The following is a 24,767-nucleotide window of genomic DNA, read 5'->3' as shown; positions in this document are numbered from 1 at the left end:
TTGGTTATTAAACTTGACTTCTTTGTAATAGCTATATAAAATCCAGCGTATTGAATTTTTTGTTCAGGATATCAGCGTTGTTTACATCCAGCCATTTATCTAAAATGGTACCATAAACCTGCCTAAAATCCAGTTGATATTTTAAATCGCCGGTATCGAGATCGCTCAAGTTTGGTGCGGCGTTAAAAATCCCTTGTTTCTTTAATTTTCCACCGAAAACAAACATATTATTTGCCATTCCATGGTCGGTACCGTTACTGGCATTTTGTTCTACCCTGCGGCCAAATTCGGAGAAGGTAATCACCAAAGTATCCTCCAGTTTATTGTTCGATTTCAGATCTTTTAAGAAAGCAGCCATGCCCTCACTATACTGTTTAAGCAGATTACCTTGTTGTCCAATCTGATTCACGTGTGTATCGAAACCGCTTAGCGACACATAATATACCCTGGTTTTTAATCCAGAAGAGATAAATTTAGAAACCGTTTTCAATTGGTTAGCAAAACCCGAAGTAGGGTAAGTAGATTTCGATTGATAAATTTTGGAGGTATTCTGTATATAACTGGCAGAAGATGAAGTTTCAATCATCGTTTTATACAAATAACCTAAATTATCTTCATCTAAATGTTCCTTATCATTCTGCAGCATGGCCTTAAAAAACGGATCGTTCGTATTGCGGAACAAAGCTGCAGGATCTTTTAATGCAATTCCTTTTTTGGTTTGCCCTTTCATGGCCAGAGAAAGTGAGTCATCAACTTCTATTGCCGTATAAGGGAATTTACAGGTTTGGCAATTGCTATCCAAATAACGGCCAATCCATCCGGTTGATAAAAATTGATTACTATCGCTACCGGTTTGCCAGATATCCATGGAGCGGAAATGCGAACGGTCGGGATTTGGGTAGCCAACATCGTTAATGATGGTCATCCAGCCTTGATCGTAAATTTCCTGCAAGGCAGCCATGTTGGGATTTAAGCCCTGCATGTCATTCAGTTTAATTACCTCCTCAGGTTTAATGGCAATACTATTCCTTTTTTGATAATAAATGTCGTTTCCAAAGGGAATAACTGTATTTAAACCGTCATTTCCACCAGAGAGCTGAACCACAACGAGGTTTTTGTAAAGGCTTAACTCATCAAGTGCCATGGCCTCAAGTGGTTTCATAAAAGCCGGAACGAATAGCGAACCTGCTGCAACAAATCCTGTATTTCTTAAAAAATTTCTTCTGTTCATGGTGTAAAGTTTTTTTGTTGATGGTTTATGGCTTGGGCGTTTAGCTAAGCGGCTATTAACCATAAGTCATCAAACCATTAATCAATATTCATCTAGCACAACTGATATTCTGGCATACTGGTAATTTCTACTGCTGTACTTCGCAATCCTTTGTTATCGCTTACCATTGTGGTTATTTTAGTGTTTAATTTCGGTTGCAGTAAAAACTCGGTAAGCGCTAATGGTGTTAATCCTTTTGGTAAAGTGTTTAAAAATTTAGGCCAGTCTGCATTTGCGTTTACATACGATTTTGGTTTCATATTGGCATTTGCATTGGTGGTAGCCGTGCGACTTAAAGCAATTACGGCTTCATCTTCAGGATCGGCTTTACCACTAAAATCGATTTCTCCATCATTTAACACAAGCGAAGGAATGCGCATCCTTAACATTAGCGATGAACTATCAATCCAGCTTTGTCCGCCAGGCCAGCCCGCAACATTAGGCGGGTTAAATAAATATTGCCCTAAACTGCTTTGCAACTGTATTAAAACCTGTGGTTTATTATAAGTAACATAAAACTCACGACTTAAGCCCACTAAAAATTCAGCTGGCGATTTAATTTTTGTGCCTACATTTTCCGGGCTATAAAACCAATCAGAAGTAAACATTTTCTTCATCATTGCAGCAATGTCGTATTTCGAATTGTAAAAATGTGTGGCGAGTTCTTTAACATGTGCTTCATTGGGCTTATCATTAACAAAAAATTGATACACCTTCCTGGCAATAAACTGCGCGGTTTCTGGTTTTTCGAGAATAATATCAATGATGTTTTCGCCTTCAAAATTCCCGATTTTACCAAAAAAGGTTTTTGTTCCGGTATCGTGTAGATTTTGTCTGAAAATAAATGAGCCATCTTTATCATACATCCAGCCTGTAAATGAGCGGGCAGATTCTTTAATATCCTGCTCGGTATAATTTCCCCTTCCTAAAGTGAAAAGCTCCATCAGTTCGCGGGCAAAATTCTCATTTGGCTTCCCTTTTTTATTCTGCTGATTATTCAGGTATTGCAGCATCGCTGGCGACTTCGAAACCTCTACCAACAAGGTTTTAAAGCTACCTAAAGCATTTGCTCTTTGGATATTGTTTAGTTGTTGTGCAAAGAATGGATTATTACTGCGGCAGGCAAAATGACCATGCCAAAAGAGCGTCATCTTTTCCCTCAAGGGAGCATCTGTATTAATCATCTTGGTAATGAAGGCAATATTCAGGTCGCGGCTCACTTCATTTTGCTCGCGTATAATCTGCTGACGCATTTTCTTTTCATCATCCGTCAGGTCTTTTTTAGCATATAAACCTGCCTGTACCAAAAGCTGCCGTTTTGATTCAAAATCGTTTATTAAATTAATTGGATCATCTTTTTGTGAATCTTTAATCAAGTTATCGACCACTTTATCGAGACTTTTTTTGCTTAATTTTTGTAAGTCGGTATAAGAAACCCCGAAGCAGGCCCGGTTGTAAAGATGTTTTACTTTTAAGAAATTATCTTTTGTGCTCATCATAGACTGTTTTACAATATGACTAATTTAAAACGTCAGGGTTTAATCTTTGTTTTCTTTCTTATTTTTGTATATGTTTTTTCAGTTACTTGATGATCACCCAGGCTTTCCGGATCCGGCTTTGGCAGAAGAGGATGGTTTGCTAGCCATTGGAGGCGATTTAAGTACCGAGCGGTTGTTAATCGCCTATTCTAATGGTATATTCCCATGGTTTAGCGAAGGTGAACCAATCCTTTGGTATTCGCCACATGAGCGTTGCGTAATTTATCCTGATAAAATCAAAATCAGTAAAAGCATGCAGAAAATTTTAAAACAGGAGGTTCTCAAAATTACTTTTAACCAGGCTTTTGCCGAGGTGATCCGGAATTGTGCAACTACTGAAAGAAAAGGACAGGATGGAACCTGGATTACCAATGAAATGCAAGATGCTTATATCAATCTCCATCAACAGGGTTATGCCCACAGCGTAGAAGTTTGGCTGGAAAATCAATTGGTGGGTGGATTATACGGCCTAAAAGTTAACCGTGTGTTTTGCGGCGAAAGTATGTTTAGTCATGTAAGTAATGCCTCAAAAGCTGCCCTTATTTTTTTAAGCAAAATGAATATCGATTTAATCGATTGTCAGTTGCCAAACGATCATTTGATGAGTTTAGGCGCTGAAATGATCAGCCGGGAGTTGTATATGGAAATGCTTCAGGCTCCTTGAAGCTAATGTCGGCTTTAAGTTTTAATGTTTCTCTTACTGTCTATGTTCAATAAACCCGGTAGTAGCGTTTCCGATTCTTTACCGATCAATCGGCACTAAATTAGCATCGGAAGTAGCGGATAACGGGACTGCTGCTTCAGAAGCATTACTGAACGCTCATTTTCAAATGAAAAACAATAAATGATATCTCATTTATTGTCATCAGTTAAACCTTGCTCACGCATGGCATTTTCAATTCTTCTATCCGGAATAAACCAGATGCAGGCGACTACGAAATAAAGCGCAACGCCAATCCAGGGGTTGATAAAACTTAATCCTATACCTGCAATATAAAATAGCAAAGAGAATTTTCCTTTAGCATCATTACCGATGGCGTGTACCACCAAAGAGTGCTGACCTTCTGTTTTTTTTATCACAATTACCAATAAGGTATAGGAAATGGCTGCAAGAAGTAATGCAACACCATATAGAATAACAGGCCATAAGGCAAAGTGATGTTCGCCCATCCAGCCGGCTGCAAATGGAAATAGTGAAAGCCAGAAAAGGAAATTTAGGTTAGCCCAAAGCATTGATCCATTTACTTTTTTAACGGCATGTAATAAATGGTGGTGATTATTCCAGTAAATGCCAACATAAATGAAACTGAGGATATAACTGATAAACTTTGGTAAGAGCGGTTTTAAGGTTGCTAAAGTTTCGCCATGTTCTGGTACTTTAATTTCCAAAACCATAATGGTGATGATAATTGCAATTACACCATCGCTAAATGCTTCTAATCTGCCTTTGTTCATAAAAATCCGACCTTAAATAATCTGGTTACAATTATCAGTCAAATTATTGTATAAAACAAAACCTGCAAGCTTTTGGCCTGCAGGTTCCTTATTGTTGTTTTGTTGAAATTATAATTCGCTATCGTCACCGTTTGCGACGGGGATGTATGAGGTTCACATTTTAATGTGACTATTATTCCTTTAAGCGATACAATCGCAATTCTCGTCGATCCTCGTTACAAACGAGGACCATCTAATTATAGTTCTCTAACCCAAATGTTTCTGTAGCTGATTGCAGGGCTTGGGTCTCCGTGATCTTGTAATTTGATTGAAGAAGGGCCATGTTTTTTATATTCAGGAGCACCAATATACCTCGTTGCACCCTTTAATATAAATCCGTTCTGTAAAAGTACGCCATTTAAAAATACGGTAACACTTGCTGGTTTTTGTACTGTTCCATCTTCATTAAAACGTGGCGCGTTCCAAATGATATCATAATATTGCCATTCGCCAGGTTTTTTGTTGGCGTTAGCTAAAGGAATTGCTTGTTTATAAATGCTACCTGTTTGTCCGTTCACATAGGTTTTGTTATTATAAACATCTAAAATCTGGATTTCATAACCATCATCACCACCACCTGTTGAAGCTAAAAATACCCCGCTATTTCCGCGTGCCTGACCTTCGCCAGAAATGTTTTCAGGGATTTTCCATTCCAGATGAAGTTGGTAATCGGTAAACTTTTTATTGGTTTCGATGTTTCCTGTTCCTTTTTTTACGGTGAAAAATCCATCGTCAATTGTCCACGCAGCCGGTTTAGTTGGATCTTTAACAGAATGCCATGCATCTAAATTTCTACCGCTAAAAAGAATGATCGCATCAGATGGTGCATCTTGAGGCAATTTACCTGGTGTAACAATTTTAGGAACTGGCTCCCAAACCTCCGTTGTTTTTGGATCATTGGCAGGGTCTGGTTTCTTATCTTGCGCCATAGCTTGTCCTGCAAAAAGTGCAGGAATAAATAATAGTGTGTACTTGTTCATGATTGTGGTTTAACTTTTTAAAGTTAACCAGTTTATTAAGAAATGGAAATTTAGTATTTAAAATTTTACCCTAAATCGTCAACAACATAGGTTTCACTGATAATTACTTCGTCAGGTGCAACATCTTCCCTGCGTTGTTCTGCTAAATCACGCATTGGGCAATAGCCTGTAATGCCACGGTATAATAGTCCTGCACCAATTGCAGCACCAGTTAATCCAATTACAGGATGTGAAAAAATGCTGGTAATGCCTTTAAAAAGTAAATATGTTCCTGCTGCGCCTGATAACCAACGCTCAGATTTTGAAACATTTTCGAATAATTCCGGGTATTTCCAGGCTTCTTTAACATTATTTACTGCAGTATTAAAATCTTGATTTGTCATGATGGTAGAATTTATGTTCTACTGTATAACAAGTAAGGAGGGAATGAGTTTGAAAAGAATTTTAAATTGTAACGGAGCTATTAATGAGACTTCTTAAAATCTGGCGTCATTTCGACTGAAGCGTAGCGGAATGGAGAAATCTAATTAGTGATCTGCCATCCTGAATGCAATGAAGGATCTATAAACCTGAGTTCGATTAATAATGTGCTTTAATTTGGGTTCTTTGGCGCCTTACATGAACGGTCGTCACCCTGAACTTGTTTCAGGGTCTTTATAGTAAGGCGGTTTAACAGGAAAGATGCTGAAATAAATTCAGCATGACGAAACGGCTAGCCAATTCGTCCTAATAAAGTACATTAATTTTTAAACATTAATCGAACTCAGGTTATAAGCTATGAAATACAGGATCTGAACCTATTCAATAAAGATCCTTCATTGCATTCAGGATGACAATTCAGCTTGTTAATTCAGTATATCCCTAATATCCTCTTTACTCAGCGATTTAAAGAAACTTTCCTCGGTGGTAATTAGAGAGTTTGCCAACGATTTTTTACGGTTCTGTAAAGCCAGGATTTTCTCTTCAACAGTATCTTTTGCAATGAATTTATAAATGAAAACCTTTTTGTCCTGACCGATACGGTGCGTTCTGTCAATAGCTTGTTGTTCTACAGCAGGGTTCCACCATGGATCGAGGATAAAAACATAGTCTGCTTGTGTGAGATTCAGACCTACACCACCGGCTTTTATCGAAATCAGGAAAACCTTTAAGTCCGTATTTTGCTGAAATTCAGAAACGATCTCGCCACGGTTACGGGTTGATCCATCCAAATAAGCAAATGGTATATGCTCTGCTTCAAAATGTTTTTTAAAGATATCCAGGTGTTTTACGAACTGAGAAAAAACCAAAACTTTATGTCCGCCCTTAAGCACATTATCTAAAGTGTGGATTACATTTTCAAATTTGCCCGAATCAGAGATGTACTCTCCATCGATCATCACAGGGTGGTTGGCCAGCTGGCGTAAAGCGGTTAAACCCTGTAAAAGCTGCACCTGTTTTTTCGCAAAAGTTCCATCATCCATACTCTGCAATAGATCGTTGCGGTAGGCCGATTTGGTTTTTTCGTAATAAGCGGCCTGGTCCTCACTCATGTCGCAATAAATTACCTGTTCCGTTTTAGGCGGTAACTCTGCAGCCACTTGTTCTTTCGTTCTGCGGAGTACAAAAGGTTTGATGATTGATTGCAGTTTACGTGCTTTTTCTTCGTCCTTTTTCTTTTCGATCGCCTGCACATATTCTTCGAAGAAAAATGCCTGTGTGCCCAATAGCCCTGGATTTAAGAAAGTTAACTGCGACCATAAATCGCTTACTGAATTTTCTACCGGTGTACCGCTCAAGATCAGTTTGTTTTTCGATTTTAAGCTTCTAACGGCTTTGAACGATTTGGATGCCGGGTTTTTAATGTTCTGACTTTCGTCGAGAATAATATAATTGAAATAGAAATTTTTCATTTCATCTACATCAACTCTCGTAACGCCATAAGTGGTAATGATAATGTCGTAATTGGCAAAATTAGCGACATCTTTATTGCGGTTGGTGCCTGTATGGGCTAATATTTTAAGCTTTGGTGTAAACTTTTTTGCCTCTGTTAACCAGTTATAAATTAAAGAGGTGGGCATAATGATCAGCGAGGTGGTTTGTGTGTCCAACAGTTGATCGTCTTCTTTAACTTTTTGCAGCATGGCCAAGGTCTGGATGGTTTTACCCAAACCCATATCATCAGCTAAACAGCCGCCAAAATTATACTCGCGTAAAAAGCTGAACCAGTTATAGCCTGCCTTTTGGTAATCGCGCAAAGTTCCTTTAAAATGAACGGGCATCTGCGTATCGGCAATATCTTCAAAATCCGAAAGACGCTGAAGTTTACGCTCGAGGGTAACATTAGCCAAACTATCTTCGGCCAGATCGTTGATTAAACCGATATGGTGTTTTTTTAATTTGAGCGTTTGTCCGGCTTCTGCCAAACTAAACAGGCTGCCGTATTGAGTAAACCATTTATCAGGGATAATGGCCACTTCTCCATCAGGTAATAAAAACTCACGCTTTTTATGTAAAATATGCTGTTTTAACGATAGAAAAGGAATCTGATATTTGCCAAACCAAACCACGGCGTGGATATCGAACCAATCGTTTCCTTCCTTAACTTCCAGATCGATTTTACTGGCGCCTAATACAAATTTTTTCTGCCCGGTAGCCTGTTCAATTTCAAAACCTGATGCCTCTAAGATTTCGATATGTTCATTTACCCAATTTATTGCTCCATAACTTGGATTTTCATCCGCTGAAGCTACTTCAAGGTTACTGAATAATGAACTCGTTTTTTTAAGTCCTAAGGATAACAATAAATTAAACTGTTTTTTCTCCCATTCAGCTGAACGTTTAATGCGGTGAAAAATATAGTTATCGGCCGTTTTTTCTAAACGCACGGTTACTTTATGTGCGTTTTCGACAGGGAAAGTATATTCTCCGTATTTAAAGTACAACTGGATTTGCGAAAGACCGCCATCTACATATAAAACCTTGATTACAGGCGTAGCCTCGAACTGTTCCGTCCTGATTTCGAAACCTTCTGCATACACATGGTGTTTCTCGATTAAAGGGGCAACAAATTTTTCGAAGTAGGTGGCTTCGGTTGTTTTCGGTATGGCAATAAAACGTTTATTTAAAAACGGTTGTAGTTTTTTTCCTTCAATATCCTGATCAAAAAAGTATAACACATCGTTCAGCAATAACCAGGCAGGTTTGTTGCTGATGATCTGCGCTTCTTTAAACATAAATTCGATGCGCAGGTTCTGGTATTTGATGGTTGGAAAATAACGTGTTTCAGTTTCATTTCTCCGGAAATGGAAAAGGATAGATGCGGGCTCATCAGCAAGTTCGATTTTGCGTTCTACCGGCCAGCCATCTTTGTCCATTACATAAAGCTCATTTTTGACCTTTAAGATTTCTAAAGCTTCGGCAAGTTTCTTTTCAATTTTAGGACGAACATTTTCATAAAACTTATCGTCGAAAATTTTGGTAAAGAATTCAGTTGGCCTGATTAATTTTTTGTAATACTTTTTAATCAGCGAATCCTGCTCAATATCATCTAAAATTTTAATCAGCTTATAATCGATGTCACTTAAGCAGGCATTGAACTCTTCTGCCGTGTGGGTAAAAATCCGTTGATAGGTAAAAGAAAAGTCGCCCTGTGGATTAAGCTGAACTACGTGTGGTTCAATTAAATAGCCAAGGTACTCATGTTTGCACAAAGAGTATACGACTTTACAGGCTTTAGAGCTATCGACACGTAACATTGATGAATATAAAAATTTTTGAAAGCTAAGCGCTTAAAAAACTTTAAACTTACAATATTTTGAGATTAGATCAAAAGAACTGACCGTTTTTGGGATAAAAAATATATGGATTTTAAACCTGAATTATTCGTATGAGGTAAATACTTCTGGTTTATGCTAGGTAAGTGACGGAACTCATGAATTGCATTGGATATTTTATAAATAATTTCTTAGGGTTAGCATCCTCATTTTTAGGTAACTACAAAAAAAAGGCATCCTGAAATTCAGAATGCCTCAAATGTGCTTGTTAATTTATGTTTATTTCCAGCCACCGCCTAATGCACGGTAAAGGTTAACAACCGACTGTAATTTTTGTAATCGGTCATTAATCCCGCTTAATTGAGCTGTTAACAAACTTTGTTCTGAAGTTAACACATCAGTATAGTTAGTTGCCGAACTGTAACGCAATAACTCTTTGGTAAAATCTACCGCTTTGGTTAATGAGGCGATTTGTTTTGCCCTTGTTTCCTCTTTTTCTGCAGCAGTTTGATAAGCATACAATGCATTTGATACTTCCTGTCCACCAGTTAACAGCGTTTGTTGAAAGTTGTAAAAAGCAATCTGTTGATTAGCTTCAGCTGTTTTTAGGCGGGCTTTATTCGCTCCTCTTGCAAAAATTGGCTGCGTTAAACCTCCTACTAAATTATAGAAGATAGATTTGCTGAAGAAATCCTGTAATTGTAAGCTTGATAATCCGCCTGCTGCAGTAATCGTTAAAGCAGGGTAAAAGTAAGCTTTAGCTACATTGGTATTTTCAAAAGCCGATCTGAAACCAAATTCAGCGGCTATCACATCCGGACGGTTTTTTAGCAATTGTGCAGAAACCCCAGTTTGTAAATTCGCATAAGGGGTTTGCTGATCTAAAGTGGTGCGGTTAATCATGTTTGGTGCTTTGGCAACCAAAACACTTAGTGCATTTTCGGCCTCTTTGATGCTTCTTTTTAAATCAGGCACAGTTACCTGAGCTGCATATAAATTGGCCTCACTTTGTACAACTGCCGCACCATTTACTACCGCTCCCTGTTTTAATTCCCTCATGGTTTCCACGTCCTGCGTTCTAACCTTAATGGTTTGTTCGGTAATGGCCAATTGTTTGTCGAGTGCCAATAAAGTATAATAATTGTTGGCAATAGTGGCAATTAATTGCGTTTGGACAGCTCTTTTTGCGGCATCACTTTGTAATAAAGTTGCATATGCACCACGTTTTGCACTTGTCAGTTTTCCCCATATATCAGCTTCCCAACTGGTACTTAGCTGTGCTTTATAAGTTTGGGTTTCTAAATTAATGTTAATCCCAGGAGGAAAGTTTAAGGAGGCCTGCGATTGTTTATTATCCGTTACGTTTACATCAGCCTGTAGGCTTGGCAATAATGCCCCACGACTCTGTATTAGTGTTGCTTCGGCAATTTTAATCCGCTCAATCGCCTGTTTAAGGTCTAAATTTTCATTTATCCCTTGTTGGATCAGCGATTGTAAAGTGGTATCCGAAAATAATGTTTTCCACTGCAGATCTGCCATCGTAGTGGTATCTGTTGTACTATTATCGCGGTATAAACCTTCGCTTGTTACCTGGGGGCGTTCGTATTTTTTAGTTACGCAGGCACTCAGGGTAATAATGGCTAAACCGGTTAAAAGGGAATGCTTATATCTAAAATTCATTTTCTTAGTATTAATGTTTGCTGTTCGCAGTAGCCAATTCATATTCCTCTGGCGTTTGTTCATGGTCAATACCTTCGTTAAAAGGCGATTTATTACTGATGCGCTCCTGTAAGGATTGGAATATGATAAACAGAGCCGGAATTACGAAAACTCCAAATATTGTTCCGATCAACATACCCCCAACAGCACCTGTACCAATTGAAGTATTACCCGCTGCACCAACACCTGATGACAACATTAAAGGTAATAAACCAAGGATGAAAGCGAACGAGGTCATTAAAATCGGGCGTAAACGGGCTGTTGCACCATCAATTGCCGCATTGGCTATGCTCATGCCTTTTCTTCTTCTATCTACCGCATATTCTACGATCAAAATGGCGTTTTTGGCGAGTAGTCCCACAAGCATGATCAGGGTAATCTGCGTATATATGTTATTGTCTACCCCGAAAATTTTGTCAAACACGAATACACCTGCTAAACCAACTGGTAAAGAGAATAAAACTGCTAACGGTAAAATATAACTTTCGTATTGTGCGGCAAGTAGGAAATAAACAAAGATTACGCAAAGTAAGAAGATGAAGACTGTCTGACTTCCGCCAGCCATCTCCTCACGTGATAAGCCAGAAAATTCATAGCCATATCCTGCCGGAAGATTTTTAGCAGCCTCTTCCTGAACAGCCTTTAAAGCATCACCTGAGCTATAGCCTGCATTTGGATTACCTGTTACCGCAATAGAAGTAAACAAATTGAAACGCGAAATGGCCTGTGGTCCGTATACTTTGGTTAACGTAATAAATTCTGATACCGGAGCCATTTGTCCTGCAGAATTTCTAACAAAAATACGGGTTAACGTTTGCTCGTTTGCACGATACTGGGCATCTGCCTGGTACATCACCCTGAATTGTTTACCGAATTTATTAAAGTTTGATGCATAAACACCACCATAATATCCCTGCATTACACCCAATACATCACTAACCGTTAACCCGGCCTGTTTAACCTTTGCCACATTTACATCAATCTGGTATTGTGGGAAATTTGGGTTAAAAGAGGTAGAAGCATATTGGATCTCAGGACGTTTACTCAACGCGGCTAGAAATCCATTTCCAACTTCGTTGAATTTTTTGATATCTCCGCCAGTTTTATCCTGCAACTGGAACTCAAAACCGCCACTGGTACCAAAACCCTGGATAGTTGGCGGAGCAAAGAAGATAATTTTAGCACCTTTAATACCTGCTGTTTTTGCAAACAACTCGCCAATTATGGCTTTTACATCGCGGCCTTTACGTTCATCCCATGGGGTTAATCGCGAAATTACCATACCATACGAACTGCCCGAACCACTGATCATACTACGACCCACAACCCTTAAAGTGTTTTTAATTTCAGGTATTTTGTGTGCAATACTATCAATCTTTGCAATTACAATATTGGTTTCCTCTTGCGAAGTTCCTGCTGGTAATGAGATATCGCTCATGATGGTTCCCAAATCCTCATTTGGTACGAAACCTTTCGGCGTGGTATTCATTGTCCAAACCAATACTACAGCAAAGAAGGCAATAGCCAATCCAACAATCCATTTTTTTCTGGAAAGAAAGCTTACCGATTTTTTATATTTTCCAGTTACGGCATCAAATGAAGTATTAAAAGCATCGTAAAAACGGTTTAAAAAGTTTTTAGATTTTTTGTGTTCTTCTTTGTGCGGTTTTAAGAATAAAGCACATAATGCCGGACTTAATGTTAAGGCGTTAATGGCCGATAAAATGATCGAAATGGCTAGTGTTAAACCAAATTGTTTGTAAAATACACCAGAAGAACCGGAGATAAAACTCACCGGGATAAACACGGCAGCCATTACCAAAGTGATCGAAATGATCGCTCCACTAATATCGTCCATGGCATCAATAGTTGCTTTTCTGGCATCTGTATAACCTTCATCCAGCTTGGCATGCACGGCCTCTACTACTACAATCGCATCATCCACCACAATACCAATGGCAAGTACTAGGGCAAATAAGGTTAATAAGTTGATGGTAAATCCAAATAAACTCAGGAAGAAGAACGTTCCGATAATCGCCACCGGTACACTAATTGCCGGAATCAAGGTTGAACGGAAATCCTGTAAGAAGATAAACACTACAAGGAACACCAAAATAAATGCTTCGATAAGGGTGTGAAGCACTTTTTCTATCGATGCATCCAAAAAGTCGTTTACGTTAACCAAAGTTGAGTAATGCACCCCTTTTGGAAAAGATTTTTGAGCTTCATCAAGGGTTTTGATAGAGTTTTCGATCACCTCTTTTGCATTTGAACCTGCTGTTTGGTTAATCGCAATACCCAAAGCCTGTTTTCCATTAAATTTAACCGAACTGGCATAACTCTGTGCACCTAATTCGATCCTTGCAATATCTTTTAAACGGAGAATCTGACCGTTATCGGTGGTACGGATAATAATATTACCAAACTGGGCCTCATCTTTTAACCTACCCGTATATTTTAGGGTATATTGAAATGCCTGATCGCCAAGTTCTCCGAATTGACCTGGAGCGGCCTCCACATTCTGATCGGCTAGGGCAACGTTAATATCGTTAGGAACCAATCCGTAGGTTGCCATCACATCAGGTTTTAGCCAGATACGCATGGTATAATCCAACGTTCCGAATGCACTTGCATCACCCACACCATTGATACGTTTAATCTGAGGGATGATATTGATGTTTGCATAGTTTTGTAAAAACTTCTGATCGTAAGAAGGGTCATCGCTATATAAACCAAAGATCAATACGTTACTCGCCTGTCTTTTAGCTGTAATTACCCCCGATTTGGTAACCTCTGCAGGTAATAAACTCGTTGCACGCGCCACCCTGTTCTGTACGTTTACTGCTGCAAGATCGGGGTTGGTGCCCAGCTTAAAGTTTACGGTAATGGTTGCGGTACCATCGTTACTGGCACTGGAGGTCATGTAGGTCATGTCTTCCACACCATTGATCTGCTCTTCCAGCGGAACAACAACGCTATTCATTACCACATCGGCATTTGCACCCTGGTAAGAAGTAGAAACCTGCACCGTTGGTGGGGCAATTTCCGGATATTGTGAAACCGGCAACGTAGCTAAACCTAAAACACCGAGTATAACGATGATGATGGATATAACCGTTGATAAAACCGGTCTTTCTATAAATTTCTTAAACATAATTAATATTGATTACACTGCAATAGTGTGATTGGCAACATGATATTGTTATTTCTTGATATCAGCATAAACTGAATCGGCACTTTTCTCTTCAGGTTTAATTTTCGTTCCGTCTTTTAACGATTGGAAACCCTCTAAAACAACTTTATCTCCAGCCTTAAGTCCTTTAGTTACGACATAGAATTTGCCTTTGGCCAAATCCATAATCTCAATTTCGGTGTTAATGGTTTTAGCAGAATCACCCAAAACATAGACGAATTTTTTGCCCTGTAAATCAATGGTCGATTTCTGAGGAATTAAAATTGCATTCTCAATGTGCTGAGGAATCCTTACAGAAGCACTTGCGCCATTTTTTAATAAAGAAGTAGGGTTGGGGAAGGTTGCTCTTAAACTTGCAGAACCCGTGCTGGTGTTAATCTGTCCGTTGATGGATTCGATTTTACCATTTTGTGCATAAACTGTTCCATCGGCAAGCACCAAACTCACCGCAGGGATGTTTTTCATCTGCTGGGCCAAAGTATTCCCTTTATAGGTTTTAGAAAAATCTAAAAGCTGTTTCTCATTTAAAGAGAAGTAAGCATAAACCTTTGAGGTGTTAGAAACTGTTGTTAAAGGTTGTGTACTGGTACTGCTTACCAAACTTCCATTTCTGAAAGGAATACTGCCAACTACGCCGTCAACAGGGCTTTTAACAGAAGTATAGCCTAAGTTAACCTGCGCATTTACCAATTCGGCTTTTGCCTGTGCCAATGCTGCTTTTCTGCTTTGAAGTGTTAATTGAGCAGCATCAAGATCATATTTGCTGATGATGTCTTTTTCTACCAAAGGTCTGGTTTTATTTACTGTTAACTGGGCGGCATTAACATCGGCTTCGGCACTACTGATGGCTGCTCTTGCTGTGCGTACCTGTTGTTCATATTGTGGCGCATTAATGGTGAAAAGTAACTGACCTTTTTTAACCACTGCACCCTCATCTACAAAAATCTTTTCGATAAAGCCGTCAACTTTTGGGCGGATGTCGATATTTTGGATACCTTCAATCGTTGCAGGGTAATCAGAATCTAAAGTGGTGTTTTGTGTATTTACGGTAAAAACCGGGTAAGCTTGTGGACCAGCTGCTGCTGCAGCTGCGGCTTTTTTAGCAGCATCGTTGTTTCCGCATGATGCTAAGAGCATACCCATGCTCATGCTAAAAAAGAGAGTTGTTACTTTTCTCATGGACTATTTCTGTGTGTGTATAAATTTGAATTTCCGGAATTAAGAGCGTCGTTAAAACTTAGGACTTCAATTTCCGCAAATAATTGTCCAAAAATAGCGCCTAACCAAAAATAAATCTGTCCAAATTCTGTCATTTAATCAATCGATTGATTTATTTCATGTTCTAAACTGCGCTTGTCTTGCTTTAAATTGCTGTTTTTTAGATTTTTAAGTATTATTTTTAACCAGAAATGAATGTGTAAATATCTTGAGACAGATGTTAAATGCTGTTAAAATTGCTTGTATTGATGCATTTTATTGTGATAAATGTTGCGAATTTTGATCAGTCTAACAAGATGTAGTGTCTACGTATCATTCATTTTCATGTTTAAGAAATAGAATCTATTTGTTGTAGTTTTTTGAGATGATTTTGATATCTTCCAGATTATAGCTTTTAAAATAATCAAGACCTAAAACTGAGTTATATTCTTTTGGTATTGATTTTAGATTTTCTGATCTTTTTTTCTTTGATTGAGAATAATGACTTTCATTAGATCTCACGAAGGAAATTTGAATAGTATCGCTTAGGTTAGGATAAATATATTCTATGGTGTCGAGATTTAGTTTATTCCATTTAAACTTATATAAAGAAGCGAGTCCGGGATGATCATAAGTAACGCCTCTGATTGCTTTTTCATTTGAAAAGAAAGTAGGGTTTACAAGCTCAATTTTTGTTGTAGAAATTTCATCGACTTTGGAAATATAAAGATCAAAAATATTTCTCATGCAGCACCCTGATAAAGGGTACCAGTTAATTGAGAGATCTTTTAGCCCATCATTATTTACATCTTTGATTGACCAAATTGGATAGGCATCAGTCATCAAAATTTGGTCGATCAGTTTTTTGAAACCAAGAGCATTAACAGAATAAATAGTTATTTTTGTATAAAGCTTTGAAGAACTTGCAATGAACAAATTTTTATAGTTCTGAGAAAACAGGTGACCGAATTTAACTTCTACATCAACTTTATTATTTAAATATTCGCTTCCTGTAGAAAATTTTTTTCTGAAACTTTCTTTTCCAGCAGTTTTGGCGAGCATTAGTGATTTTTCTAAAGCATCGTGAAAAAGTGATTCTATTTTTTTAGTAGTAGAATCTTTTTTTGACTTTAGTGGGCTGTTTATTTTTTTGATTTCGAATTTTTTGACCTGATTTTTCTGTTTGCATGAAAAGCAGTAGGTCAGACAGAAAAAAAGGAAGATCAATCGCATCACAAGAACCGAAATTTAGTATTACTCTATTTCTCCCTCAAAAACCAATTTGGCCGGGCCACATAAAAATACATTGGTGAATGCTTTACCATCGTAGTCGAATTCTATTTTAATATCACCGCCCAAAACCTTAATATCAGTTTTAACATGGCCGGTTTGGTTTTTATGTTGTGCCATAGCCATGGCCACCGCTGTTACGCCGGTACCACATGCATAGGTTTCATCTTCAACCCCGCGTTCGTAAGTACGAACAAATAAATGATCACCTTTATCTTCAACAAAGTTTACATTTATGCCTTTTTCTGCATAAGTTGTATTGTAACGTATGTTCTTTCCTTCGGTAAAAACGTCAAAATCTTTTAAATCACTTTGCAGAGCAACATAATGTGGCGAACCCGTATTCAATACGTAAGCTTCGCCATCTTTGGTAATGGTATCTACATCAATCATTTGTAAATCAACCCATTCTCCATTTTCTGAAATTCTGGCATAATGAGGGCCATCTACTGCCAAAAAGTTTGTTTCCCGGTCGATAATGCCAAGCTGTTTGGCAAATGCAACAATGCATCTGCCACCATTTCCGCACATGCTGCCCAGTTTACCATCTGCGTTAAAATAATGCATCTCAAAATCATAATTCTCGTGCTTTGTAATGAACATTAATCCATCGGCACCAATGCCAAATCTTCTGTGGCATAATTGTTCAACTAATTGATTGTCAATGTTTTTTAATGGACTGGTAGTGTGGTCTATTAAAATGAAATCGTTGCCTGCGCCCTGATATTTATAAAAATTAATTTTCATGAAAGCTTCATTTTTTAATGCAATATTTGAGTTGCAAAAGGTAATAAACGGATTGTGTTTTTTAATTTAACATTTTTTAACACAAAACTAAGTGCTTTGAGGATACAAATATCGTTTATATGGTATTAAATTTGAATAAACTTACTAAAGAAAATTTAAGCAGATAAAACTGCTGGAGCATCCTGCTTAGATCAAAATGAAAAACGCTCCCGCAAACAATAACATTTAACAAATGAAATATGATAAGCTAAACCATTAGCTAGCAAATTAGTTTATAATAAATCATGGCTTTAAATAAAACAATATACAGACACATGAAACCATTAAAAGCTAACAATTTTAAAGCAATACTAAGCTTTTAATAGCTTCATGACCATTTACAAACAATATACAAACACATGAAAAAAATATTAGGAATTACCGTGTTAGCTGCTTTTATAGGTGGGGCAGCAGCAATTGGAGGTTACAAATTATTTGAGCGTAACCAAACAGGCAGTACCATTACTGAAAAACAGAATTTGTATTTCGCCAATAATCCATTAAAAGTATCATCAGCAGGCGCTACAGATTTTACACAGGCCGCAGCAGCAGTTGCACCAGGTGTGGTTCACATTAAAACAACCTACGCAGCATCGAAAGGGCAGGGTTCTTCTTCTCCTTTTGATATGATGGAAGATTTCTTCGGCGGCGGTGGCCGCCAGATGCAGCGTCAACCAAGGGCTGCGTCAGGTTCCGGTGTAATTATTAGTCAGGATGGTTATATCGTTACCAACAACCACGTAGTAGAAAATGCAGAGAAGGTTGAAGTAGTATTAACCGATAGACGTAAAGTAGAAGCTAAAGTAATTGGCCGCGATCCGAATACAGATTTAGCTTTAATTAAAGTAAATGCAACAGGTTTGCCTGTCGTAAAAATGGGTAATTCGGATAATGTGCAGGTTGGAGAATGGGTATTAGCTGTAGGTTTCCCTTTAGATTTAAATACAACAGTAACAGCTGGTATTGTAAGTGCAAAAAATCGTAGTATTGGTATTATTGGTCGTGAACAACAAGGCAATGAAATTACAGAAGAGGAATACCGCGAATACCAACGTACTGGGAAAAGACCAGATCGTCCGGCAAATACCAGCATAGAATCATTTATCCAGACAGATGCGGCCATTAACCCTGGTAACAGCGGTGGAGCCCTTGTAAATGCAAATGGTGAATTGGTAGGTATTAACTCAGCAATTGCTTCACAAAGCGGTTATAACCAAGGTTATGGATTCGCAATCCCAGTTAACTTAGCCCGTAAAATTGTTGACGATTTTATGAAATATGGTTCAGTTAAACGTGGTTACATTGGCGTTAACTTTGTGCCATTAAGTGGTGAGGAAAAACCTGAAGGTATTAAAACCAACGAAATCAGTGGTTTATATGTGAATGATGTGGTTGCTGGCGGCGGTGCTGCTGCTGCGGGCATTAAATCAGGCGACGTAATTAAAAAAGTTGATGGTGTGGTAATCAACGATTCACCTGATCTTCAGGAAAGAGTTGGTCGTTTAAACCCTGGCGATAAAGTTAAATTAACTGTACTGCGTAATGGTGCCTTGAAAGACTATACGGTTACCCTTAAAGGCGAAGCCAGTGTAGGTTTAACTGCAAATAATAATACAAGTAAAGGTGCCGAAGTAAGTAAATTGGGCGCAACTTTCGCTCCGGCTACTCAAGCGCAGAAATCGAAATATGGCATTAACAGTGGTGTGGTTGTAACATCAGTTACCACTGGAAAAGCTTTCGACAATATTGGGGTGGAAAAAGGTTTAATTATTACCAAAGTAAATGGACAACCTGTAAATTCTGTGACCGATGTTCAAAAAGCATTGCCTTTAGGAAGAAACAATATGGTTAGCATTTCTGGTGTTGGTGAGCAAGGTTCATACAACTACAGTTTCCCTGCACAATAATTATTTTTAATAAATAGCTTAAAAGGCTTCCCAGGATTAAATCCGGGAAGCCTTTTTTTTAGTCTTGTTTTATAGGTTCGTGATTAGCATGGCAAGCGGTCGGCACATTCTTCGCAGGCCACCGCACATTGTCTGCAGTGCTCATGGTCATGTTTGCTACATTCAGCCGCACAAAGCCTGCATATTTCTTCGCAAAGTAGTAGATATTGGTGGCCAATAACTGAATCTCTTTGTAGCAATCTGGCTGCCTGGGTACAGATATCCGCACAATCCCTGTCGAGTTTAATACAATCAATCATCATGTTGATATCTTCTTCTTTTAAACAGGATGATGCGCAGTGTTCGCAAGCTAAAGCGCAATCCAATAAAGCCTTGATCAAAGCATGGTTGTTTCTCGTTTCCATATCTGTAGTTATTTTAGTTATAAATGTTTTGTATAGTAATAACCTGCTGGCAGTTAAACTGTTTTTTAAAAATGAATTGGGGTAATCTCATCGAGTTATTTTTTGCCACGGATGAGCACAGATAAACACAAATTTTAAACATACGCGTTTTGTCACCCTGAGCGTAGTCGAAGGGTCTTTTTTTCTATGGCTTACTATCACTCCATGGCCTGTTTCCTACAGGCTATCGCTTTTTTTTGCCACAAATGAACACGGAGAATTTATTATCCTGCATGTTAATAAAAGAATTGCATCAATTTGTTCAGGTTCGGTATCTCATATGGCAGAGATTCTTCATTGCGTTCAGAATGACAATTGATTTGAGTGTAGTGGAAAGGCTATTTGTTAAAATATCTTAAATCTTTGTTGGTCAGCAACGTTTCTTATACGGAAACTAATATTCATCCGTTTTTCATAATCAAGATTTAGTTTCGCTACTACCGATTGATAATCAACCTTTACCGATACGCTAAATTATTTTTTTATAGTTCCATTTGAATCAGCAACAAAAACCGAATATTATGGCTTTAGCTAAAATTAACCTAAGTGTAAAACAATATTTCAATTTCATGTGCAGAACGGATTTTGAAAGGCGGATATTTCATGATACTTACAAAGAATTTCAAAAAAAATCCAAAATATATAGCTTAGATCAACACCTGCATACCTTTTCTCAGATGCAGCAAGCGAATGATAAGGCAAATACGCTAAATCAAAAACTTCAGTATTCAGTTATGGACAGCATTGCAGCTTTAGAATATAAAATACCTGTTTTAAATGATATTGAAGATCATCCGGTCCTTTTCGATTGGGCCGAATTACATATTTATAATTCTGATCTGTTAAATAAAGCAGCGCATATAGTTTCGATCACCTATACAAGTCCGGATTTAATTTTACACGAAATCGTTGGTGATCTGCTCACCCTAAGCTATACTGCTAAAGCCCACGAAACGTTAGTTGTAAAAATCACAGAAAACCTGATGGTGAATTATGAGCAGCGCGAAAGTCTTGTTTATAGTTAAATTTAAGCTCGGTTGCTATAAGGTAACTTTTGGTTCTGGATTTTCAATGTTATTCATCAATAATTAACAGTCGGAAAAAGTAGTTCATTTTGTTGTTTATGTTTTTTTTACGCAGAAAAGCGATTAGAAAAAGCCTGTTTTGAACATATTTTATGGATAAAACCGGGTGGTACATCAAAAATTAATGGATTAAATTTGGCCGCTAATAGGGCTTAAAAGGCAAATAGTCAATGTATTTAGTATATATTCTACAATAAAAAAAATAAAAAATTGATTTATAGGTATTTAACTCTATCTTTGGTTCAAATTAAAATACAATATAATGCAACAAGGAACAGTAAAATTTTTTAATGAAACTAAAGGTTTCGGATTTATCACTCCATCTAATGGCGATGCCGAAATTTTTGTTCATGCTTCAGGCTTAATCGATAACATTCGCGAGAATGATACCGTAAACTACGATGTAGAAGAAGGTAGAAAAGGCCTAAACGCGGTAAATGTTAAAGTAGCTTAAGAAAACTCGAACACATAAATCGTAAAAAGTTCCGATGCAAATCGGGACTTTTTTTATGCCATTATTTTTTGAAAAGTTAAGTCTTCTTATTATCTAATTTTTCACCATTAAGAAATTAAGATAGTTAAGAGGATATTTGTTATTTTAGTATTAGAATAAGTTCTCAATACCAATTTATTTTATTCATCCCGTAATCATACATACTTAAAAGTTAACGTTGAAAGCATGTTTCAACTAAATTAAATAGGGAATGACTAAAAAAGAGGTTACGCAGTTATCCTATGAGATAACAGGATTCGCAATTAAAATTCATAAAATATTAGGTCCAGGTTTATTGGAAAGTATATATGAACGCTGCTTAAAATATGAGTTGGAAAAAAACGGATATACTGTTGCTCAACAATTTGTGCTTTCGGTAGTGTATGATGAATTGGAAATGGATTTAGATTTACGTCCGGATCTATTTGTTAATAATTGTGTTGTAATAGAAATAAAAGCGATATCGAATATTCTACCTGTTCATCACGCACAACTCCAAACCTATATGAAACTTCTTAATGCTCCTCAGGGATTATTAATTAATTTTTTCACAGAAAATATTACAAAAAGCATTGTACCAATAGTAAATGAATATTTCAGTATTTTACCAGACAGATAACTTTAACAATCTTTACATACACTTAATGCTCTTAATTCCTTAATGGTTAAAAAACGTTAGGTCATGCTGCACATTTAACCAATACTAATAATCGAAACTCAAAATAATCTCCTATTCTTTCGATTAATTCCGAATATGCTTTAGAATGTTTCTAAATAAATGTTTTATCGCTGTTTTGTCATAATCGTTTATAAATTAAACTCATAATTAGATACTTTTGCAAGAAATTTAGATATAAATCCTAATCAAATGAGTGGTTTCGGAAATGCGTTTTCTTCATCAATAGGGAAGAAATTCATAATGGGTATTACAGGTTTGTTCCTGATACTTTTTTTAATTGTACACTGCGGTATTAATGCTTTAATTTTTATTAGCGACGGTGGTTTGACATTTAACGTAGGCGCACATTTTATGGCCACCAACTGGATTATCCGGGCTGGCGAGATTGTGTTATTTATTGGTTTGCTTGCACACATTTTTCAGGCTTTACGTTTAACATTGCAAAATCAGAAAGCACGTCCGGTTAAGTATGCAGTAAACGATGGTAAGGCAAACAGTAAATGGTACAGCCGTTCTATGGGCTTGCTAGGTACGCTTTTGCTGATCTTTTTGGTGGTTCACCTGAAAGATTTTTGGGTAGTTTCCCGTTTTACAGGCATCCCAACAGTTGATGCCAACGGACATGAAGATCTTTATGCGGTAATGAAAGAAAAATTTCAGGATCCGGTAAGGGTTGCCGTATATATTTTGGCTATGTTTTCTTTATGCTATCACTTATTGCATGGTTTTGCTTCTGCATTCCAAACATTAGGATGGAACCACTCAAAATATAATGGTATAATTAAAGGAGCTGGCGTTTGGTATTCGATTATTATTTCGATCCTTTTCGCAGCCATGCCGATTGCAGTTTATTTCGGTCTTATTCAATAATTTTTAGCACAAAAGATATGTCAGATATTAATTCAAATATTCCAGAAGGCGAATTAACCAGCAAATGGACAAAATATAAGTCTTCTGTGCCTTTGGTTAACCCATCGAACAAAAGAACTATTGAAGTAATCATTGTAGGTTCGGGTTTAGCAGGTGCTTCGGCAGCGGCTACTTTGGCCGAGATGGGTTACAAGGTAAAATGTTTCTGCTTTCAGGATTCACCACGTAGGGCACACTCAATCGCTGCTCAGGGTGGTATTAATGCCGCAAAAAACTATCAGAATGATGGTGATAGCGTTTATCGCCTTTTCTATGATACGATTAAAGGTGGCGATTACCGTGCCCGCGAAGCCAATGTGCATCGTTTGGCTGAGGTAAGTGCTAATATTATAGATCAATGTGTGGCACAGGGTGTGCCTTTGGCACGTGAGTATGGTGGCTTGTTAGATAACCGTTCATTCGGTGGTACACAGGTACAACGTACGTTCTATGCTGCAGGTCAAACTGGGCAGCAGTTATTATTAGGTGCATATTCTGCTTTAGAACGCCAGATTGGTATGGGTAAAGTGGAAATGTATACCCGCCACGAAATGCTTGAGGTTGTTAAAATCGATGGCAAAGCACGCGGCATTATTGCACGTAACTTAATTACAGGAGAAATCGAACGTCATTTTGGTCATGCAGTAGTATTAGGAACAGGTGGTTACGGAAACGTATTCTATCTTTCTACCAACGCGATGGGAAGTAACGTTACAGCGGCCTGGAAAGCGCACAAACAAGGTGCTTATTTTGCAAACCCTTGTTATACGCAGATCCACCCAACCTGTATCCCGGTTTCTGGCGATCACCAATCTAAATTAACCCTGATGTCTGAATCGTTACGTAACGATGGACGAATCTGGGTGCCTAAAAAGAAAGATGATAACCGTAAAGCTTCAGAAATTCCTGAAGATGAAAGAGATTATTATTTAGAACGCCGTTACCCTGCTTTTGGTAACCTGGTTCCTCGTGATGTGGCCTCTCGTGCTGCGAAAGAACGTTGTGATGCAGGTTATGGAGTAGGTGCTTCTAAATTGGCAGTATATTTAGATTTTAAAGCAAATACAGAACGCTACGGAAAAATCGAAGCTTCTAAAGCAGGTAACCACAATCCTGACAAAGAAACCTGCATGCGCTTAGGTACTGCGGTAATTAAGGAAAAATATGGTAACCTGTTCGATATGTATGCGCAGATTACAGGTGAAAACCCTTATGAAACCCCAATGCGTATTTATCCTGCTGTTCACTATACCATGGGTGGTTTATGGGTTGATTATAACCTGATGACCTCTGTACCTGGTTTATATTGTACAGGTGAGGCTAACTTCTCAGATCATGGTGCTAACCGTTTAGGTGCATCTGCTTTGATGCAGGGTTTGGCTGATGGTTATTTCGTTCTTCCTTACACTATTGGAGCTTACTTGTCGAAAGAAATTTCGGTAAAAGCAATTCCTACTGATCACCCTGCCTTTGCAGAGGCTGAAGCTAGAGCAGTAGGCATTTTAAATACACTGATCAATATTAAAGGAACTAAGTCGGTAGATCATTTCCACAAACGTTTAGGCCACATTATGTGGGAGAAATGTGGTATGGCCCGTAACGAAAAAGGTTTAAATGAAGCAATTCAGGAAATCAGAGCACTACGCGCTGAGTTTTGGAGCGATGTTCGTGTACCTGGAACAGCTGATGAGTTAAATACCGAACTCGAAAAAGCAGGTCGTGTAGCTGATTTTATCGAACTGGGCGAGTTGATGTGCATTGATGCTTTGAACCGTAACGAAAGTTGTGGTGGTCACTTCCGTGAAGAGTATCAGACAGAAGAAGGTGAAGCATTACGTGATGATGAGAACTATGCTTACGTAGCCGCCTGGGAATTTAAAGAAGGTGTAAACTTCGAACTTCACAAAGAAGAATTGAAGTTTGAAAATATTAAAGTTGCACAAAGAAGTTATAAATAGTAGCAAGATGGTAAGTATCAAGTATCAAGACTTGAATTAAATCTTGATACTTGGTTCTCATTACTTGATAC

General features: G+C 37.9%; 19 protein-coding genes. 7 read left to right on the top strand and 12 right to left on the bottom strand.

The genetic code is table 11. From position 1 onward, the window contains the following. Nucleotides 1-31 precede the first annotated feature (31 nt). Entirely contained in the window at nt 32-1,231 is a 1,200-nt protein-coding gene (locus tag IM793_RS11295; protein WP_193421347.1) for a DUF1501 domain-containing protein, read from the bottom strand. A 92-nt stretch (nt 1,232-1,323) separates the two neighbouring features. Beyond that, complete coding sequence (locus IM793_RS11290) at nt 1,324-2,766, bottom strand: DUF1800 family protein (RefSeq protein ID WP_193421345.1); 1,443 nt, start codon at nt 2,764-2,766, stop codon at nt 1,324-1,326. 73 nt (nt 2,767-2,839) lie between these two features. Between IM793_RS11290 and aat the strand changes: the two genes are divergently transcribed. After that, nucleotides 2,840-3,472, top strand: a complete 633-nt coding sequence (gene aat / locus IM793_RS11285) for a leucyl/phenylalanyl-tRNA--protein transferase (protein ID WP_193421343.1) — start codon at nt 2,840-2,842, stop codon at nt 3,470-3,472. A gap of 188 nt (nt 3,473-3,660) precedes the next feature. Here aat and IM793_RS11280 read toward each other — a convergent pair whose 3' ends face one another. The 9 genes from IM793_RS11280 to dapF all read right to left on the bottom strand — a co-directional run bounded on the left by IM793_RS11280 (nt 3,661) and on the right by dapF (nt 17,183). After that, nucleotides 3,661-4,263: a TMEM175 family protein gene (locus IM793_RS11280; protein ID WP_132399331.1), complete on the bottom strand. Its 603-nt coding sequence runs from the start codon at nt 4,261-4,263 to the stop codon at nt 3,661-3,663. Nucleotides 4,264-4,499: 236 nt separating this feature from the next. Continuing rightward, nucleotides 4,500-5,282 (bottom strand): DUF1080 domain-containing protein, encoded by a 783-nt coding sequence (locus IM793_RS11275; RefSeq protein WP_193421341.1) that lies wholly within the window; start codon nt 5,280-5,282, stop codon nt 4,500-4,502. 65 nt (nt 5,283-5,347) lie between these two features. After that, nucleotides 5,348-5,665, bottom strand: coding sequence for a DUF2892 domain-containing protein (locus IM793_RS11270; RefSeq protein WP_121284384.1), 318 nt, complete (start codon nt 5,663-5,665; stop codon nt 5,348-5,350). A 462-nt stretch (nt 5,666-6,127) separates the two neighbouring features. After that, nucleotides 6,128-9,019: a DEAD/DEAH box helicase gene (locus IM793_RS11265; RefSeq protein ID WP_132399327.1), complete on the bottom strand. Its 2,892-nt coding sequence runs from the start codon at nt 9,017-9,019 to the stop codon at nt 6,128-6,130. 297 nt (nt 9,020-9,316) lie between these two features. Beyond that, nucleotides 9,317-10,717, bottom strand: a complete 1,401-nt coding sequence (locus IM793_RS11260) for an efflux transporter outer membrane subunit (protein WP_193421339.1) — start codon at nt 10,715-10,717, stop codon at nt 9,317-9,319. A 10-nt stretch (nt 10,718-10,727) separates the two neighbouring features. Further along, nucleotides 10,728-13,910, bottom strand: a complete 3,183-nt coding sequence (locus tag IM793_RS11255) for an efflux RND transporter permease subunit (RefSeq protein ID WP_132399323.1) — start codon at nt 13,908-13,910, stop codon at nt 10,728-10,730. Between the two features lie 48 nt (nt 13,911-13,958). Next, nucleotides 13,959-15,128 carry an efflux RND transporter periplasmic adaptor subunit gene (locus IM793_RS11250; RefSeq protein ID WP_121284380.1) on the bottom strand — a complete coding sequence of 390 codons (1,170 nt, stop codon included), beginning with the start codon at nt 15,126-15,128 and terminating at the stop codon, nt 13,959-13,961. 381 nt (nt 15,129-15,509) lie between these two features. Continuing rightward, nucleotides 15,510-16,208 carry a hypothetical protein gene (locus tag IM793_RS11245; RefSeq protein ID WP_193421336.1) on the bottom strand — a complete coding sequence of 233 codons (699 nt, stop codon included), beginning with the start codon at nt 16,206-16,208 and terminating at the stop codon, nt 15,510-15,512. Nucleotides 16,209-16,400: 192 nt separating this feature from the next. Next, a complete protein-coding gene (dapF, locus tag IM793_RS11240) occupies nt 16,401-17,183 on the bottom strand; it encodes a diaminopimelate epimerase (RefSeq protein WP_193421334.1) in 783 nt (260 codons plus the stop codon). Nucleotides 17,184-17,581: 398 nt separating this feature from the next. On the opposite strand from dapF, the gene IM793_RS11235 reads away from it, so the two are divergent. After that, entirely contained in the window at nt 17,582-19,129 is a 1,548-nt protein-coding gene (locus tag IM793_RS11235; RefSeq protein ID WP_193421332.1) for a trypsin-like peptidase domain-containing protein, read from the top strand. A gap of 83 nt (nt 19,130-19,212) precedes the next feature. On the opposite strand, the gene IM793_RS11230 is transcribed toward IM793_RS11235, so the two are convergent. Next, a complete protein-coding gene (locus IM793_RS11230) occupies nt 19,213-19,533 on the bottom strand; it encodes a four-helix bundle copper-binding protein (protein ID WP_193421330.1) in 321 nt (106 codons plus the stop codon). Between the two features lie 560 nt (nt 19,534-20,093). Here IM793_RS11230 and IM793_RS11225 point away from each other — a divergent pair. From IM793_RS11225 to IM793_RS11205, 5 genes are all read left to right on the top strand, one after another. After that, nucleotides 20,094-20,597 (top strand): hypothetical protein, encoded by a 504-nt coding sequence (locus IM793_RS11225; RefSeq protein ID WP_193421328.1) that lies wholly within the window; start codon nt 20,094-20,096, stop codon nt 20,595-20,597. A 322-nt stretch (nt 20,598-20,919) separates the two neighbouring features. Next, nucleotides 20,920-21,111 carry a cold-shock protein gene (locus IM793_RS11220; protein ID WP_010599638.1) on the top strand — a complete coding sequence of 64 codons (192 nt, stop codon included), beginning with the start codon at nt 20,920-20,922 and terminating at the stop codon, nt 21,109-21,111. Between the two features lie 250 nt (nt 21,112-21,361). Next, the gene (locus tag IM793_RS11215; protein ID WP_193421326.1) at nt 21,362-21,769 is read left to right on the top strand and encodes a GxxExxY protein; all 408 of its coding nucleotides are present in this window, start codon (nt 21,362-21,364) and stop codon (nt 21,767-21,769) included. Between the two features lie 249 nt (nt 21,770-22,018). Beyond that, on the top strand, nt 22,019-22,699 hold the full coding sequence (locus IM793_RS11210) for a succinate dehydrogenase cytochrome b subunit (protein ID WP_025143313.1): 681 nt from the start codon (nt 22,019-22,021) through the stop codon (nt 22,697-22,699). A 17-nt stretch (nt 22,700-22,716) separates the two neighbouring features. Continuing rightward, nucleotides 22,717-24,696 (top strand): fumarate reductase/succinate dehydrogenase flavoprotein subunit, encoded by a 1,980-nt coding sequence (locus IM793_RS11205; protein WP_193421324.1) that lies wholly within the window; start codon nt 22,717-22,719, stop codon nt 24,694-24,696. Nucleotides 24,697-24,767: the final 71 nt, after the last annotated feature.

The sequence above is a fragment of the Pedobacter sp. MR2016-19 genome (assembly GCF_014947265.1).
GTDB lineage: Bacteria > Bacteroidota > Bacteroidia > Sphingobacteriales > Sphingobacteriaceae > Pedobacter.
The sequence above is the reverse complement of the archived record's forward strand: the minus strand, read 5'-3'. Positions and strand labels throughout refer to the sequence as shown.